This is a genomic window from Rhizobium sp. 32-5/1, assembly GCF_029537235.1.
In the GTDB taxonomy this organism is placed as follows: domain Bacteria; phylum Pseudomonadota; class Alphaproteobacteria; order Rhizobiales; family Rhizobiaceae; genus Pararhizobium.
Map to the genome: position 1 here is coordinate 3372921 of NZ_CP120638.1, position 15195 is coordinate 3388115.

Annotated in this window: 12 protein-coding genes and 2 pseudogenes; 5 read left to right on the forward strand and 9 right to left on the reverse strand. The window is 60.0% G+C overall.

Annotation, left to right across the window (positions count from 1 at the left end):
• The first annotated feature begins 37 nt into the window (after positions 1-37).
• Complete coding sequence (locus P6U16_RS16990) at positions 38-1132, forward strand: glycosyltransferase family 4 protein (RefSeq protein WP_277701504.1); 1095 nt, start codon at positions 38-40, stop codon at positions 1130-1132.
• The gene (locus P6U16_RS16995; RefSeq protein WP_277701505.1) at positions 1129-1881 is read left to right on the forward strand and encodes a polysaccharide deacetylase family protein; all 753 of its coding nucleotides are present in this window, start codon (positions 1129-1131) and stop codon (positions 1879-1881) included. The genes P6U16_RS16990 and P6U16_RS16995 overlap by 4 nt, the downstream gene beginning before the upstream one ends.
• Before the next feature lie 6 nt (positions 1882-1887).
• Here the strand turns inward: P6U16_RS16995 and P6U16_RS17000 are convergent, their stop codons facing one another.
• The gene (locus P6U16_RS17000) at positions 1888-2718 is read right to left on the reverse strand and encodes an MBL fold metallo-hydrolase (RefSeq protein ID WP_277701506.1); all 831 of its coding nucleotides are present in this window, start codon (positions 2716-2718) and stop codon (positions 1888-1890) included.
• Between the two features lie 257 nt (positions 2719-2975).
• Between P6U16_RS17000 and P6U16_RS17005 the strand changes: the two genes are divergently transcribed.
• Positions 2976-3626, forward strand: a complete 651-nt coding sequence (locus P6U16_RS17005; protein ID WP_277701507.1) for a metallophosphoesterase — start codon at positions 2976-2978, stop codon at positions 3624-3626.
• Positions 3596-4753 (forward strand): metallophosphoesterase family protein, encoded by a 1158-nt coding sequence (locus tag P6U16_RS17010; RefSeq protein WP_277701508.1) that lies wholly within the window; start codon positions 3596-3598, stop codon positions 4751-4753. Before P6U16_RS17005 ends, P6U16_RS17010 begins: the two co-directional genes overlap by 31 nt.
• 4 nt (positions 4754-4757) lie before the next feature.
• Here the strand turns inward: P6U16_RS17010 and P6U16_RS17015 are convergent.
• The 3 genes and pseudogenes from P6U16_RS17015 to P6U16_RS17025 all read right to left on the reverse strand — a co-directional run bounded on the left by P6U16_RS17015 (position 4758) and on the right by P6U16_RS17025 (position 8647).
• A pseudogene (locus tag P6U16_RS17015) lies at positions 4758-5218 on the reverse strand (Crp/Fnr family transcriptional regulator).
• A gap of 106 nt (positions 5219-5324) precedes the next feature.
• Entirely contained in the window at positions 5325-8042 is a 2718-nt protein-coding gene (locus P6U16_RS17020) for an ABC transporter ATP-binding protein (RefSeq protein ID WP_277701509.1), read from the reverse strand.
• An 8-nt stretch (positions 8043-8050) separates the two neighbouring features.
• A complete protein-coding gene (locus P6U16_RS17025) occupies positions 8051-8647 on the reverse strand; it encodes a hypothetical protein (protein WP_277701510.1) in 597 nt (198 codons plus the stop codon).
• Positions 8648-8685: 38 nt separating this feature from the next.
• Between P6U16_RS17025 and P6U16_RS17030 the strand changes: the two genes are divergently transcribed.
• Positions 8686-9363: a class I SAM-dependent methyltransferase gene (locus P6U16_RS17030; RefSeq protein WP_277701511.1), complete on the forward strand. Its 678-nt coding sequence runs from the start codon at positions 8686-8688 to the stop codon at positions 9361-9363.
• Here the strand turns inward: P6U16_RS17030 and P6U16_RS17035 are convergent.
• From P6U16_RS17035 to P6U16_RS17055, 5 genes and pseudogenes are all read right to left on the reverse strand, one after another.
• Positions 9360-10496: a glycosyltransferase gene (locus P6U16_RS17035; protein ID WP_277701512.1), complete on the reverse strand. Its 1137-nt coding sequence runs from the start codon at positions 10494-10496 to the stop codon at positions 9360-9362. The two genes, P6U16_RS17030 and P6U16_RS17035, sit on opposite strands and share 4 nt — an antisense overlap.
• Positions 10493-11740, reverse strand: a complete 1248-nt coding sequence (locus tag P6U16_RS17040) for a glycosyltransferase family 4 protein (RefSeq protein ID WP_277701513.1) — start codon at positions 11738-11740, stop codon at positions 10493-10495. The genes P6U16_RS17035 and P6U16_RS17040 overlap by 4 nt, the downstream gene beginning before the upstream one ends.
• A gap of 4 nt (positions 11741-11744) precedes the next feature.
• Positions 11745-12952, reverse strand: a pseudogene (locus tag P6U16_RS17045) (glycosyltransferase family protein).
• A gap of 71 nt (positions 12953-13023) precedes the next feature.
• Positions 13024-14199, reverse strand: a complete 1176-nt coding sequence (locus P6U16_RS17050; protein ID WP_277701514.1) for an ABC transporter permease — start codon at positions 14197-14199, stop codon at positions 13024-13026.
• Positions 14196-15194: an ABC transporter permease gene (locus tag P6U16_RS17055; RefSeq protein ID WP_277701515.1), complete on the reverse strand. Its 999-nt coding sequence runs from the start codon at positions 15192-15194 to the stop codon at positions 14196-14198. Before P6U16_RS17055 ends, P6U16_RS17050 begins: the two co-directional genes overlap by 4 nt.
• Between the last annotated feature and the right edge of the window lies 1 nt (position 15195).

The following is a 15195-nucleotide window of genomic DNA, read 5'->3' on the forward strand; positions in this document are numbered from 1 at the left end:
GACACCTAACGGCGTGGCCCCCTAAAACGGCGCTTCCATGAAGATCGCTTTCCATGCGCCGCTGAAATCACCCCATCATCCTGTTCCATCCGGCGACAGGCTGATGGCGCGTCTCGTGATCGCGGCCTTGCGCCAGTCAGGCCATGAGGTCGAAGTTGCTTCCGAGTTGCGGACCTTCTCGAAGGTGCCGTCCGCGGAGCAGGCTGCCGAGATGGAACAGGCTGCCGAGGCGGAACGGGAGCGTATTGCGCAACACTGGCAGATCGAGGGCAAGCCGGACGTCTGGTTCTGCTACCATCCCTACTATAAGGCGCCGGACCTGATCGGGCCGCACCTGGCGCGGCGGTTCGGCTTTGCCTATGTGACGGCCGAGGCCTCCTATTCTCCCCGGCGCAATATTGGCCCTTGGGCGAGGGCCCAGCAGAGCGTCGCGGACGCGGTCCGCGGGGCGGCGGTCAACATCTGTTTTACCCGGCGCGACCAGGATGGCTTGCTGGAGGCGCTGCCGGGGGCTCGCACGGCGATGCTGCCACCTTTCATCGAGGCGTCGGACTTCCTCGGTCGTGAGCCGAAACCGGAGCCCGGCCGTCTTGTGACGATCGCCATGATGCGTCCGGGCGACAAGATGGATAGCTACCGCATGCTGGCGGCTGCGCTGCATCTGTTGCCGGATCTTGACTGGCAGCTTTCGGTGATCGGTGACGGGCCGTGCCGTGCCGAGGTGGAGGCGCTGTTCGCCAACTTTCCAGATGACAGGATCGAGTGGCATGGCGAACAGGCACCAGCAGAGATCGGCGCATTGCTGTCGCGCGGTGCGCTCTATGTCTGGCCCGGCTGCGGCGAGGCTTACGGGCTTGCCTATCTCGAGGCGCAGGCGAGCGGTCTTCCGGTGATCGCCCAGCAGATTGCCGGCGTGCCGGAGGTCGTGATGCACGCACGAACCGGCCTTTTGACGCCGGCCGGTGATCTCGATGCCTATGCAGCTGCAATCCGGCGGTTGCTTCTTGAGGAAAAGGAGCGGCAGGGGATGGCGAAGGAAGCACGACGTTTCGTCGGCGCGGAGCGTGACCTCGCAACGGCGGCGGCCCGGTTGGATACCATCCTGCGCACCCATATCGAGGTTTGCCGATGACGAATGATGATCGCTGGGCGCCGCTTGTGGCAGAGCTTGATCGCTGGCAGGCCGCCGGGCGGGTGGTGACCTTCTGGCTGCGGGATGACGATGCCATCGAGCCGACGGCGGCGCTTGAGCAACTGCTCGAAAGCACACGACGCTATCAGGTTCCGGTGACGCTTGCCGTCATTCCGGCGGGGACGGGGCCTGCTTTGGCACGGCGTTTGATGGATGTGTCCCATGCTGCGGTGGCCGTTCATGGCTGGGCGCATGCCAATCATGCAACAGGCGATCGCAAGAAACAGGAGCTTGGTGGTCCAGACAGACAGCCGGAGGCGGTGATTGCCGAGCTTGCCACGGGTTATCGCCTGCTCGCCGATCTGTTCGGGCATCGCTTCATTCCCCTCCTAGTGCCGCCGTGGAACCGCATCGATGCCGGTTTGCTGCCGTCGCTCGGCGCGATCGGCTTTGCAGCCCTGTCCGTCTATGGAGTGGAAAAACCGGCGCCGATCAGGATGCTCAATACCCATGTCGACGTCATGGACTGGCATGGAACGCGGGGCGGCCGCGATCACGCCGTTCTTATCGCCGAGGTCCTGGGACGCTTACGGCACGTGTTCGATCATGGCGGAACGGTCGGCGTGCTCACCCATCACCTTGTCCACGATCGAACGGTCTGGAGTTTTCTGGATCAATTGTTTTGCGCGACCTACGGACACCCGGGATGTCGCTGGGCATCCGTCGAAGATATTCTTGCAGACGGCTGATTCCGTCTAAAGGTCGATGACTTGCCCATCGCGTGCAGGGAAGGCGCCGGGGAATTCGCGGGTCGCCATCTGTCCGATCGCATCGAGCTCCGGATCGGTGCGCAGCGGCGAGTGGTGGATAAAGGCGATGCGCTTGACGCCTGCCGCCTTGGCGAGCCGGATCGCATGCTGCCAGGAAGAATGCCCGTAGCCGACATGGCGGGCCATCTCGTCGTCGGTATAGGTGCAATCGTAGATGAACAGGTCAGCGTCCTGGATCAGCTCCAGCACGGCAGGGTCAAGAATGCCGGGCGTATGTTCGGTATCGGTAATCAGAGCTGCGGCCTGGCCGTTCCATTCGACCCTGTATCCGACCGCGCCGCCCGGATGGTTGAGTGCGCCGGTGCGAATCGTGACACCTGGATGGGGCGCGAGGGTGTCACCAGATCGGAAGTCGATGCAGCCGATGCTGGCGCGGCAGATATCCGGCTCGACCGGAAACCAGGGAGGACGCATGAATTCGCCGATTATCTGGCGCGTGCTCATCCGCCCCGCCATATGGCCGGACCAAAGCGCCACGGACGCATTCGGATCGAAAAGCGCGGGAAAATAGGGAAGGCCGATAATATGGTCGTAGTGACAGTGGGTGAAGAAGATATTGTATTCGGAGACGCCCTCGGTCTTCAAAACCTGACCGGCCGGCATTAGGCCGGATCCCGCATCGAAAAGCAGCCGGTGATCACCGCAGCGCATTTCGATACAGATCGTGTTGCCTCCATATTGCTGGAAGGCGGCGCCCGATACCGGCAGGCTGCCACGCACTCCCCAAAACCGTACCCGAAACACGTTTTTGTTCACTCTCTCACTTGCCTCTGACCAGCCCGCTTCAGGCGGCTTTTCGGATTTTTTCGGATGGTCAAAATTATCCCTGTTCTTTCAGGGCTTTAAGTTGCGTGTCTTGGTTCGTTTAGGCACGTCTGCCGCCTCATTTTTGCCATGTTAGCCAAACTGCCTTGGTTAGGCGAGGGTCGAATTCGCTTTTTCTTCCGTTCTGTGGTTCAGAAGGAAACAACACCGGAAATCATTGTCAAATCGCTTACGGAAACGCAAAAAGAATGCCGCCTTCGAATAGTCCCCGGATCGCCGTCGTTGCCGATGCCCATTTCCACGATCTTCGCGGAGATTACGGTCTTCCAGAGTGTGGGGAAAACGGCAGTTGCATGGCGGCGCGCATGCTGGCGGATACGGCGCGCTCGACGCGTGTCTTCAACGAAAGCGACGGCGCACTGCGTTTCACGCTGGATGACATCGCTGCACGCGGAATCCGGCATGTCGTGCTGCTCGGCGACTATTCCGATGATGGCCAGGTCGCAACCGTGGCTGGTGTCAGGCAGCTACTCGACGACTATGCCAGCCGTTTCGGCATGCGCTTTTATGCAACTGTCGGAAACCACGATATTTTTGGCGAGCATGGCCGCCATCGATCGAAGCGATTTCTGACCGCGACCGGCGGCTACAGAGTTGCTACCAGTGACTCCAATGTCACGGACACCCATGCACAAACGATCAATCTCACACCCAGCATGTATTGCGGGGGCTATCCTGAGGGGTTGCGGGCGCTGCCCAATGTCGGCTTTTTCGCCGTGCTGATGATCTACATTGGGAAACGCCTTTTGGGGAAGATGATGATCTTGAGGCAAGGCGCTACGAGGTGCGATCCCCGGACGGCAGGGTCGTGCGCCACCTTGTGGATGCCTCCTATCTGATCGAGCCTTTTCCGGGTGTCTGGCTGCTGATGATCGACGCCAATGTCTTCGAGCCGGTCTCAGGCATACCCGTTGGCACCAGCGGTGATCTTGCCGACAGTACCGGGGCGGGCTGGAACGCAATGCTTCGTCACAAGTCCTTCATGTTCGACTGGATGCGCAATGTCGCCGATCGGGCGAGCCGCTTTGGAAAATGCCTGCTCGCTTTTTCCCACTACCCTGCCGCCGATCCTCTTGATGATACGCTAGAAGACGAACTTGACTTGCTGGGGCCAACCAGTTTTTCGGATCGCATTCCCGTCTCGGCTGTAGCTGAAGCGCTGATGGATGCCGGCATCACCATTCACTTCAGCGGCCACCTGCATGTCAACGATACCGCTCGGGTGCGGCGGGGCGGCGCCTATCTGATCAATGTTGGAATGCCCTCGCTTGTCGCTTTTCCGTGCGCCTACAAGATCATCACTTCGGAGGACGGACATTTGCATGTCGAGACCATTGGCATCGGTAACATGCCGCTCGATCCGGCGATCCTTACGCTCTACCAGACCGAGGTGTCGCGCACGGGCCTCAAGACCGGAAATATGCTGAACGCGAGCGACTACGGGACATTTCTTTATGAGCACCTCGGCCATCTGGTCGGCCGCCGGTTCCTGAAGCGGGAATGGCCAAGAGACCTTGTCTCGCTTATTCAGGCGCTCAGTCTTTTGGACGTGGCGTATCTTGCGGGGGAGCCACAAGCTGTTGCGACCCGTGGGGCAATTTCGGCAGTAGAGCGGCTTCGGGCAACGCCTCAGGCACGGACCCGTCTGCAGGAGCGTTTTCAAGACGGCGCATCGCTGGGCGCCATGGAATCCGTATCGATGTTATCTTTTCTCGCCGACTGGTATCGCCTGCGTATGGCGAGCGAACTGGCGCTGGACTGGATTGATGAGGAGCGATTGGCTCTTTACGCGGCTGTATCCGAACTTTATCAGCAGAGCTCCTCGAAACAAGAGGGTGGCGTCCAGGCGCGGCTTGCCCTGTTGTTTCGCATGTATGGCAAGTTCGTATCCGGCCTGCCGTCCCGCAATTTCAGTGTCGATCTTTCCACTGGTTCCATTGTGTCAGCACAGCCGGAACGCCGATGACCGGTTACTCGGACTGACGCGCCCGGCTGCGGGCTGCCGTCAGTTCACTTGTGGTGTGGCTGAGCCGGTCGGCGAGCACGCGCATGACTTCGATTGTGATTTCAGGAAAATCCGTCAGCAGCTTTATGAAATGCTCCTTGCGGATGCGCAAAGCTTCAACTGAGGTCACTGCCCGGACCGTTGCGGTTCGTGCGACATCGCAGAGGATGGCGATTTCACCGACGATGGCGTTGTTCTCGACTTCCGCAATCTTGAACTGGCCGCTTGGGAATCGACGAGGATCTCGGCCCTGCCGGTCAGCACCACATAGGCCGCATCGCCGGAATCGCCCTGATGAAACAGGACTTCGCCGGCGCGATATCCCACGCGATCGGAGGTAAAGGCGAGCAGTTTCAGTTTTGTCGGCTCGACCCCGGCAAACAGCGGCACCCGCCGCAACATTTGAACTTCATCCTTGAGCAACATGACGTGCCTGTACCCCTAAATTCCCCGTGAGCGCTGATGCGCAAATCAGATATCCGGACAGCGTGTTTCTTGTTTCGGCGGCACGCTTAGCCCAGACATTCCCAGTTTATGATGACACCATGTCCTTAAATATACCGTTATTTTCGACAAGTGTCGCGTGTGTTCCATCTTCGACCAGCATGCCCCTGTCGAAGACCATGACTCGATCGAAAATGTGCGCCAGCCCAGCGTTGGACAGCACCCAGACGACCGCCGGATTGTGCCCGTTGCGTTTCACCAGGTTCAGCACCTCCCGCACGATTTCGTCCTGAAGACGGTGATCGAGACCCGGCAGCGGCCGGTTGAAGATATAATATTCCGAGCGGCGGACCAGGGCACGGGCCAGATTGAGTTTCTGCCGCTGAAAGGATGTCAGCCGCTTGCCGCCCGCGCCGACATTGAAGTCGAGGCCGATGGCCAGAACCTGTTCATGCAGGCCGAGCGTGTTCAGCAGGGTGCTGACGATGGCGCGGATGCGTTTGGAGCCATCGGCGTGTTTGTGACTGATGCGACCGAAAAGGACATTGTCCATCAGGCTGGCGGACGCCGTGTAGTGCTCAGGGTCATAGCGCTCGATCGCACCCTGCAGATCCTCCGGCAGGCCATCGTGGAATTCACGGCGCACATCGACAATCTTTGCCATCAGCTCATCGGTCAAAAGGCCGAAACGATGGCGAGGTTCGATATAGAGGAAGCTCAGGCGGATGATGCTGGACCGGTCTTCTTCCGAGGCCTGGTCCAGGCCCTTTCCTTTCAGCTTCTGCACCAATTGCTGGTAGAGCGGGATGTCGTCCGCAGTCATGAAGGTCAGTTGCTGGAAGAACGGATGATCCGGCGGCAAGTCTGAGAACAGTTCGACAGCGTTTTCCGCGATGCTGTAACCCATATCGAACAGCGCGCTGTCGAGGCCTGTGCGACCGACGACCGAGCGGAAATAGGCATTCTTCGAGATCGCCCGGCCGCGTAAGGTTGGCCCCGTCGCCGTACCGAACAGCAGGTTTTCGCCAACCGTGGCTTCGGTATTGTACGCCCCCGGCTCGAATGAGACGACGAGACTGGAAAGGTCCTCTTCCTCCAGTTCCTTTCTCAATGCATGACGCATCTCGACGATGCTTGCGGCAAGGTCTACGTGCTCGGCAGGATCAACCGTCGAGCGGAGCGCGAGATCGAGTATATCCGTCGAAAGCTGAACCGTATCGAGGACCGGCAGGATGGCCGCGAACAGATCTTCCTGATGGGTGGCGCTGGCGGCCTCGTAGTCGATCCAGTCGCTGTTGGTATCGAAATCCGGATTGCCGGCCATTTTGGCCTCGAGGACTTCCCACTTGCGCTGCGTAGCACCGGGACCTTCGTAGACAGCCGCTTTATAGGGCGCATGCTTCAGGCCGTAGAGCAGGTTGTCCCGAAGGCTTCCGTAAAAGAAGTAACTGTCCGACGAGGCGTAGGAGATGTTGCGGCCGGTCACCGATTCCGGCAGTTCGAGAAGGTCGTCGCCGCCCGCGACAATCTTGCCGCTTTCGGGCCATATCAACCGAGCAAAGGCTTCGGCAAGCGCATCGCCGCCTCCGGCAGCACCGCCCACGATAGCGATCGTCTCGCCAGGGTGGATCTGCAGGGACACGCGTTCCAAAAGCCTTGCGCCGCTGTCGTCCGCCAACGACAGGTTCACTGCCGCCAGTGGCGCCTTAAGAGCGGCCGGCCTTGCGACCGCCATTGTCTGAACCGTCGGTTCCAGGATCTTTTCAACTGTGAACTGTTCAACCACCTGAACATATTTCACCTGCACGTCCTGACGCGTCTGGTCCCAGTCGATCAGGTCCTTCAACGGACCAGGCAGGTCCTTGTAGGCACTGATCACGGCAACGAGCTGGCCGATGTCGAGCCGGCCCTGCAGCGCCAGATAGCCGCCGACGCAATAGAAGAGAAAGGGCGTCAACTGGGCGAGGAAGTTGTTGATGAACTTGACCAGGAATTTCCACTGGTAGAGGTCGTAGCGAATCTTGAAGATGCGGCCGAGCCGGTGAGCAATGTCGGCGCGCTCGTAGTTTGACGTATCATAGGCGTGGATCGCACCAATGCCTTCGACTATTTCGCTGACACGACCGGCAAGCTCGCGTGCGGTGATCTGTCGTTCGCGACCAAGGACCAGCAAACGGCGACGCATGCGCGGAATGATGACGCCTTGAACCGCGACCATGCCGGCAGCGATCATGCCGAGCCAGAAATTCTGCATGAAGATGAAGAACAGGGCTGTCAGCGCCTGACCGCCGAGCAGCGCCGGCGAAACGAAGGCGTCGCCGGTAAAACCACCGAGCGGCTCGACCTCGTCCTTCACCATGCTGGAAATTTCCGCACCCTTGACCCGTTTGAACTGGTTTGGCGGAAAGCGCAGAATGCGGTCGACGAGTTCAAAGCGGATACGGCGCAGCAGCCGCTCGCCCAGCCGGCCCTTATAGGTGTTGATGTAGAATTTGAAGAGACCGTTGATGACCACCAACAGCAGGAACACCAGGCTGAGGGCATACAGCGTCTGCATGCGCGTCAGTTCGACGCCGGGAAACAGCACGATATTGCCGATCCATGGAAGATCGAAATTGAGATCCATGAACAATTGGGTTGCGCCGGGTGTATCGAAGCCCGCGCCCTGGATCGGCCCGTTGACGATCTGCTTTGGCAGGTCGAAGGACAGGAAATAGGGAATCATCGAGACGGCGACGACAAGCAGGATCCAGAGCTGCTGAGCGCGTGTGTGGGTCCAGATGTAACGGGTGAGGCGTTTTTCCATGGATGAATTCAAAGTACCGTAGGATGTGGGTCCAGAACGTAGAAGCGCCGGTCCGCATAGGGCGTACCGGCAATCTCTTCATCGTGCAGGCGAAGATCGAACATGCAGCGTAAAGAAAGCGTCGGGCGATTGACGATATGCGGAACCTGAGACGCCGCCCGCTCCAACTCCGGCGCATAGTCTATGATCACCGTTTTGGCATTGTCGATGAGTGAGAACAAGAGTTTTCCAAGCGGGTCCCGGTTTCCGAAAGGCTTGAGCGAGTAACCAAGCAACACGAGGCCATAGCTTCCGGCGGTATAGGTGTATTCGATTTCCTGGAATTTTTTCGGCACATGCCGCACGGAGCAGGGGCGTCCGTTCAGCGCCTCTGCCTCAAAGGCCTGGGTCTTGGGATCGACGGAAAGGACGGAGAGAGGATTGTGCGTCAGGTATCCCGTGATCGGCTGTGCGTGCCCGCCGATTTCCAGAACGTGCGGGCAATCCCGGAGGAAATGCGCGGCGACGACCTGACGCATGGACGACCCGACACCGGCGAGATGCGGCAGGTTGCCGGCCGCTCCATCCTGCGGTGTCGCGGAACTTTCCGCCGGTTTGACCTGCATTCCTTGCGCTCCCGAAAACGGCAGACTACAACACGGCCATGATGAAAACCACCCGCCCGCAGGACGCAACCACAACAGATTGGCAGGATAGCGCATTTGATGTCGTGCGGGGGCTCTCTGCCTATACGGGCAGTTTCCTGATCGCCGGACTGGTGGGCGTGATGGCCCGGCATCCGGACGCCGACGTCGGCAATGCCTTCAATCATAAGCAGGTCGCCTGCAAGACCTGGGCACGCGATATGCTGTTCGAAAGTCTCGGCGGGGAATACGGACGCATCGTCGTGCTGGGCGGCTGGTACGGCGTGCTGGCCGGCATGCTGTTCGACGACAGCCGTTTTTCGATCGAGCGGATCGACAGCGTCGATATCGACGACAGCGTCGCCGCCGTGGCCAAAACGCTGAACGCTAGGGCCGGCGATCGATTCCAGGCACTAACGCAGGATATGTATGCGCTGGACTATGCGGGTCTCGATGCAGATCTCGTGATCAATACGAGCTGCGAGCATATTGCCAACCTGCGGGCCTGGCTTTCGCTGCTGCCTCCCGGAACCCGTGTCCTGCTCCAGTCCAACGATTATTTCAGTGAGCCGACGCATATCAACTGCGTGCCGTCGCTGGAGGCGTTTGTCGCCCAGGCCGGATTGAGCCAGCTGGATTATTCGGGATCGCTGCCGATGAAGAAATACACGCGTTTCATGCTGATCGGCACAGTTTAGAACAGTTCCCGCAGGATGGTTGCAGTGCGCTGTGCGCCGTTCAAATCGAGCGAATGCGTCCTTGTTTCCCTGTTTGAAAGCGCCCGCTCGATCGCCATGTGCATGCTCTCTGCCGTCAGATTGTCCTCTGTCAAAACCTGCGCCAGACCGAGCTTTTCCAACCGCAGGGCGCGCGTCGTCTGCTCCGTCTCGCCGCCTGCAGTAAATGGGATCAGCAGCGACTGGCAACCGGCGCGCAGAACGTCGCACACCGTGTTGTAGCCCGCCTGCGAGACCGAAAGCCGGGCGCCCGAAAGCAGGCTTGCAAAATCCCTGCGAAAGCGGAAGACGCTGACATGCGCCGGTGCCTGCGCCGTGACCGCATCGAAATCTGCCTGTGGGAGGTTCGGGCCTGATATCAGGCACCAGCGGCCACCGGTAATCGTGTTCGCCGCTCCAAGCGCCGCCCTGATCAAGTCGATCCCGACGGCGCCGCCCCCGGCAGAGACGACAACGTCGAACTGCTCGGCAGCAGGCGCGGGCGGCGGCGCGGCGACAAGACCTGTGTAGGAAACCTTATCGGCGATTTCGGATGCCAGCGGAAACGTGTCCTCCAACCGGGCAAAGGTGGGGTCGCCATGCACCAGAACACGATCGAAATGCTGCTTGATCAGGCCAACCGTCTCTTCGTCACGCCCCGGCTTGGCGCGTTCCTGCAGGATATCCCGCAGCGATGTTATCACGAGCGGCCTTGGGCTGGTCGTGGCGATGGCGTCAAGCAGCGGGACGAGTTCGAAGCGAACCTGCCGGCGGCCGAATGGGAAGGCTTCCAGCAGCACGATATCCGGCCGGCAGGCACGGAAGGCCGCCAGCAACAGATCGCGGCGCCTGTCCTTGAAAGCATCGTCCACTGGCTGGCCGTGTTCATCGACAAGGCCTGAGAAACCGGCGTCGCCCGAGAGAATGGCCGGCAGGGCGACATGGTGAACGCCCGGGCCGGGAAAACCGGCCACAGGTGATCCGCCCGTAACCACCGTCACCTCGAAGCCGTCGTCGGCAAGGGCTGCCGCGATGCGGCTCGCCCGTGCCAGATGGCCGATGCCGAGCAGGTGCTGGACGTAGAAGAAGACCCGAGGTTCTGGAGGTGGCGTCATGGTGCAGCCTGCCATTCCCCTTCGAAGAGGTTTTTGAGCTGGCGAATGCTGGCGTGATGATCGAAATCGCTGCGAACGCGTCGTTCGGCTGCGTCGCCGAGTCGGTGCCGCAGTGCCGGATTGCGAATGGCGGCTTCAAGCGCCCAAGCAAAGGCCTGCGGATCTTCGGGCGGCACGACAAAGCCGTTTTCACCATCGACGAGCAATTCCGGAACACCGGAAATGTTCGTGGAAATACAGACAAGGCGCTGGCTCGATGCTTCCACGAGAACGTTGGGCAGGCCGTCGCGATCTCCGTCGGCGGTGATCCGGCAGGGCAGGGCGAAGATGTCGGCCTCACGGTATCGGGCAAGCACATCCGTCTGGTCGAGCGCCCCGCGCCACGTGATCCTGTCGGACAGTCCGAGCGTTTCCGCCAGGATGCGCAATGTCTTCAGTTCACCACCGTCGCCGATATGGTCGAAGCGCCAGTGGAGATCGGCCGGCAGCAGGCTGAGCGCTCGCAGAAGGATGTCGAAACCCTTCTTTTCGACGGCGCGCCCGACGCTGACGATCTGTACCGGATCCAGCGGAGACGAACCGTCGCGCAATGTCCTGTCATCCGTGAACGGTGCGAAGCGCGCGAGGTCGAGCCCGTGGTAGCTGAGATGCACCTTGCTTTTACCATCGGCCAGCGTTTGCAAGTGGTCAAATCCGGTATGCGTGCATGTGACGGTCCAGCGCGTGCTGGCGAGCTTGCCGGCCAGTTCCCAGTCCGGCGAGGTCCAGATGTCCTTGGCATGCGCCGAACAGGTCCAGGGGATGCCGCTGATCAGGCTGGCATAGGCGGCGACCGAGGCGGGTGTGTGGATGAAATGTGCATGCAGCCAACCAGCGCCTTCCGGCCATTCGGCAGCCAGCACGGTAGCCTGGCCGAAGCGCCGGATGCGATTGCGGGTGCGGTCGCGGCGAAAATCGCCCAGCAGGGTACCAAGGCCGGACCAGAAGCCCGGTTTGCGCAGGCACGAGACCATAGCCCGCATCACCCGAAGCGGTTCTTCATGCAGGTATTCCGGCAGATAATGGACCGGCGCGCGGATTTCGTCATGCACCGGATGGCGCTTCTTGTCCGTTGGTCGCCGCAGTGCGACAAGAACGAGTTCGAAGCCCGCTCTTTCGAGCCCCAGCAGTTCCTGTGCGATGAATGTTTCCGAAAGACGCGGATAGCCTTTCAGCACCACGACGATTTTGCGGGCCTGCACCACGTGACTACCCTTTTACGACCGAAAGATGCTCGGTGTCGCGACGGCCGAGCCACTCGCCGACGATCTGCGAGATGTTCGACAGGCCCTCAAGCGTCATGCCCGCCGCGCTTTTCGACGGCGGGTCGCGCATCGGCAGGGCCTTGAGCGCTGCCGCCAGCCGCATCGGGTCGTTTGCCTCTTCGGGCAACAGCATGTCGATAAGGCCGAGTTCGGACGCCCGGCTTGCGCGGATCAGTTGCTCTTCGCGCGGCATGACGCGTGGCACGATCAGGGCCGGCTTGTCGAAGGAGAGGATTTCGCAATAGGTGTTGTAGCCGCCCATCGCGACCACCGCCGTGGCGCCGGCAATCAATTCTTCCATCCGGTTGTCGAATTCGATGACCTCGATATAGGGCACCTTTGCCCCTTGCGCATCAGCTTTTGCCGTTGCTTTGCAGGCATGTAGGGCCCGAGAACGATCAGCGCCCGATGGGTGAGCGTCGGGTCTTCCTGATAGGCGTCGATCACGTCGTGGATCAGATCGGAGCCATCGCCGCCACCGCCGGTCGTAACGAGGATATAATCGCCCTTCGGCTTGTGGTCAGCCTCTCCGTCCGGCGATGTGCTGCGCTGGAGAAAGCCGACGAAGTCCATCTTTGACCGAACAGAGGCCGGCACGTCCAGTCCGACCAGGGGATCATAGAAATCCGGCGGCCCGTAGACCCAGACGCTGTCGTAGAACTGGCCGATCTTGCGCATTACATCGTTGCGCTTCCACTCAGCATCAAGCAGATGCGGTGCATCCATGACCTCGCGCAGGCCAAGCACCAGCGTCGTACCCTGCTTCTTGAGAAAGGCCAGCGTTTCCTCGACCTCGCCGCCAAGCCCCATCGGCTCCTTGTCGACGATGAAGATGTCGGGCTGAAAGGTTTCCGCCGTGTGACGGATGATCGACTGGCGCATTTTCAGCGTCTCGTGCAGGTCGATATGCCGATCCATTGACGTATACTCGCCGTTGCGCAGCTTGATGACGCTCGGGATCTTCACGAAATCGACGCGGGCACGGTAATCGAATGCGCCGGCGATGGTTGCTCCTGATATAATCAGGATATTCAGGCCGCGATAATCCTCGACCAGCGAATGCGCAATCGTGCGACACCGGCGCAGGTGCCCCAGGCCGAACGTGTCATGGCTGTACATCAGAATGCGGGCGTCTTCGATCCGTCGCATCACGAGCCCAGCCCCTGTTTTCCCCCGCGAAGTCCATCTCCCACCGGTAAATCTTGGACATGGTTTATTCCACTTCACTTATAGGGATCGGCAGCGTCGCGCAGGCCGTCACCGAGAAAATTGAAGGCCAGAATCACGAGAATGACCGGAATAGTCGGAAACAGCAGCCAGGGATAGAAGGCAATGACACTGACGCTGCGCGCTTCGGTGAGCAGGATGCCCCAGCTGGTGATCGGCGGACGCAGACCAAGCCCCAGAAAGCTCAGCGCGGTTTCGCCCAGGATCATGCCGGGGATCGCCAGCGTTGCGGTGGCGATGAGGTGCGACATGAAGCCCGGAACCAGATGGCGCCCGATGATGCGGCCGCTTTTGGCGCCCATCAGTTGGGCCGCAAGGACATAATCCTCCTCGCGCAAGGCAAGCAGTTTCGAGCGCACCGCACGCGCAAGGCCGGTCCAGTCGAGCAGGCCGAGAATGGCGGTGATGCCGAGATAGATGACGATTGGGCTCCAGGTGACAGGCATGATCGCCGCCAGTGCCATCCACAGTGGAATACTAGGGATCGACTGCAACACCTCGATGATACGCTGGACGATGAGATCGAACGTGCCGCCATGATAACCGGCCAGGCCGCCGATGACGATGCCGAGCACGAAGCTCATGGTGATGCCGAGAAGGCCGATGGTGAGCGAGATGCGGGCACCGTAGAGGATGCGCGACAGCACGTCACGGCCGAGCCGATCGCTGCCGAGCAGGAAGAACTGGCCACCTTCCGCCGGACAGACGAGGTGCGTGCTGGCCTTGAACAGGCCCCAGAATTTATAGGCGTCGCCGCTGCAGAAGAAGCGGAGCGGCTGGATATCGCTGCGATCTTCCGTGTAGACACGGCGCAGCGTATCGATGTCGAGGCGCATGTCCCGGCCGTAAACGAAGGGCCCGACGAAGGTTCCCTCGTTGAACAGATGCACGGCCTGCGGTGGCGCATGGATGAAGTCGACATTGCGCGTATGCAGATTGTAGGGGGCCAGAAACTCGACGATCGCAATCATCGCATAAAGGATGAGGAGAAAGACGCCCGAGATGAGCGCAAGCTTGTGGCGCTTGAATTTCCACCACATCAGCCGCGTCTGGGACGCCTTGTTAACATAGGCCTGCTCTTCCGACATCACCTCGACGGAAAGCGGATCGAAGGGTGCTGTGGAGACAAAGTGCGGCAGCGTATCGCCGGTGTGCTGGGTCGGTGACGTCACTTGGTGCTCCCGCCTTGCAGCCTGATGCGCGGATCGAGAAAGGCGAGGGCGATATCCGAGACCAGCACACCGATGACGGTGAGGAATGCAAGGAACATCAGGAAGGAACCTGCGAGATACATATCCTGGCTCTGCAATGCCTTGATCAACATCGGGCCGGTGGTTTCGAGCGAGAGCACGATGGCGGTGATTTCAGCACCGGAGATGATTGCGGGCAGGATCGAGCCGATGTCCGAGATGAAGAAATTGAGCGACATGCGCAGCGGGTATTTGATCAGCGTGCGGAAAGGGTGGAGCCCCTTGGCGCGCGCGGTGACGACGTATTGCTTCTGCAACTCGTCAAGCAGGTTGGCGCGCAACCTACGGATCATGCCGGCCGTTCCGGCTGTTCCGACGATTAGCACCGGGATCCAGAGATGCTCCAAGATCGATTTCGCCTTGTCCCAGCTCATTGGTTCGGCCAGATATTTCTGGTCCATAAGGTGGCCGATCGAGGTGCCGAACCAGATGTTGGCGAAGTACATCAGGATCAGGGCGAACATGAAGTTCGGAATGGCAATGCCGATCAAACCGACGAAGGTCAGTCCGTAATCGCCCCAGCTGTATTGATGGGTTGCCGAATAGATGCCGATCGGGAAAGCGACAAGCCAAGTGAAGATGATTGTGACCAATGAAACCAGAACGGTCAGCCAGAGCCGATCGCCCACGACCTCGTTGACCGGCAACTGATATTCGAAGGAATAGCCGAAATCGCCCTGCATCATGCCACCGACCCAATGGAAGTAGCGCAGCACAGGCGGCTTGTCGAAGCCATATTGTCGACGCAACTCCTCGATTTCGGCCACATCGACGTTTTCGCCCTGGGCGCGCAGTTCGGCGATGTAGCTTTCGAAATAATCGCCCGGCGGTAGTTCGATAATGGTGAAGACAAGGGCCGATATAATGAGGAGAGTCGGGATCATGGCGGCGATGCGCCAGAGAATGTATCGCAGCATG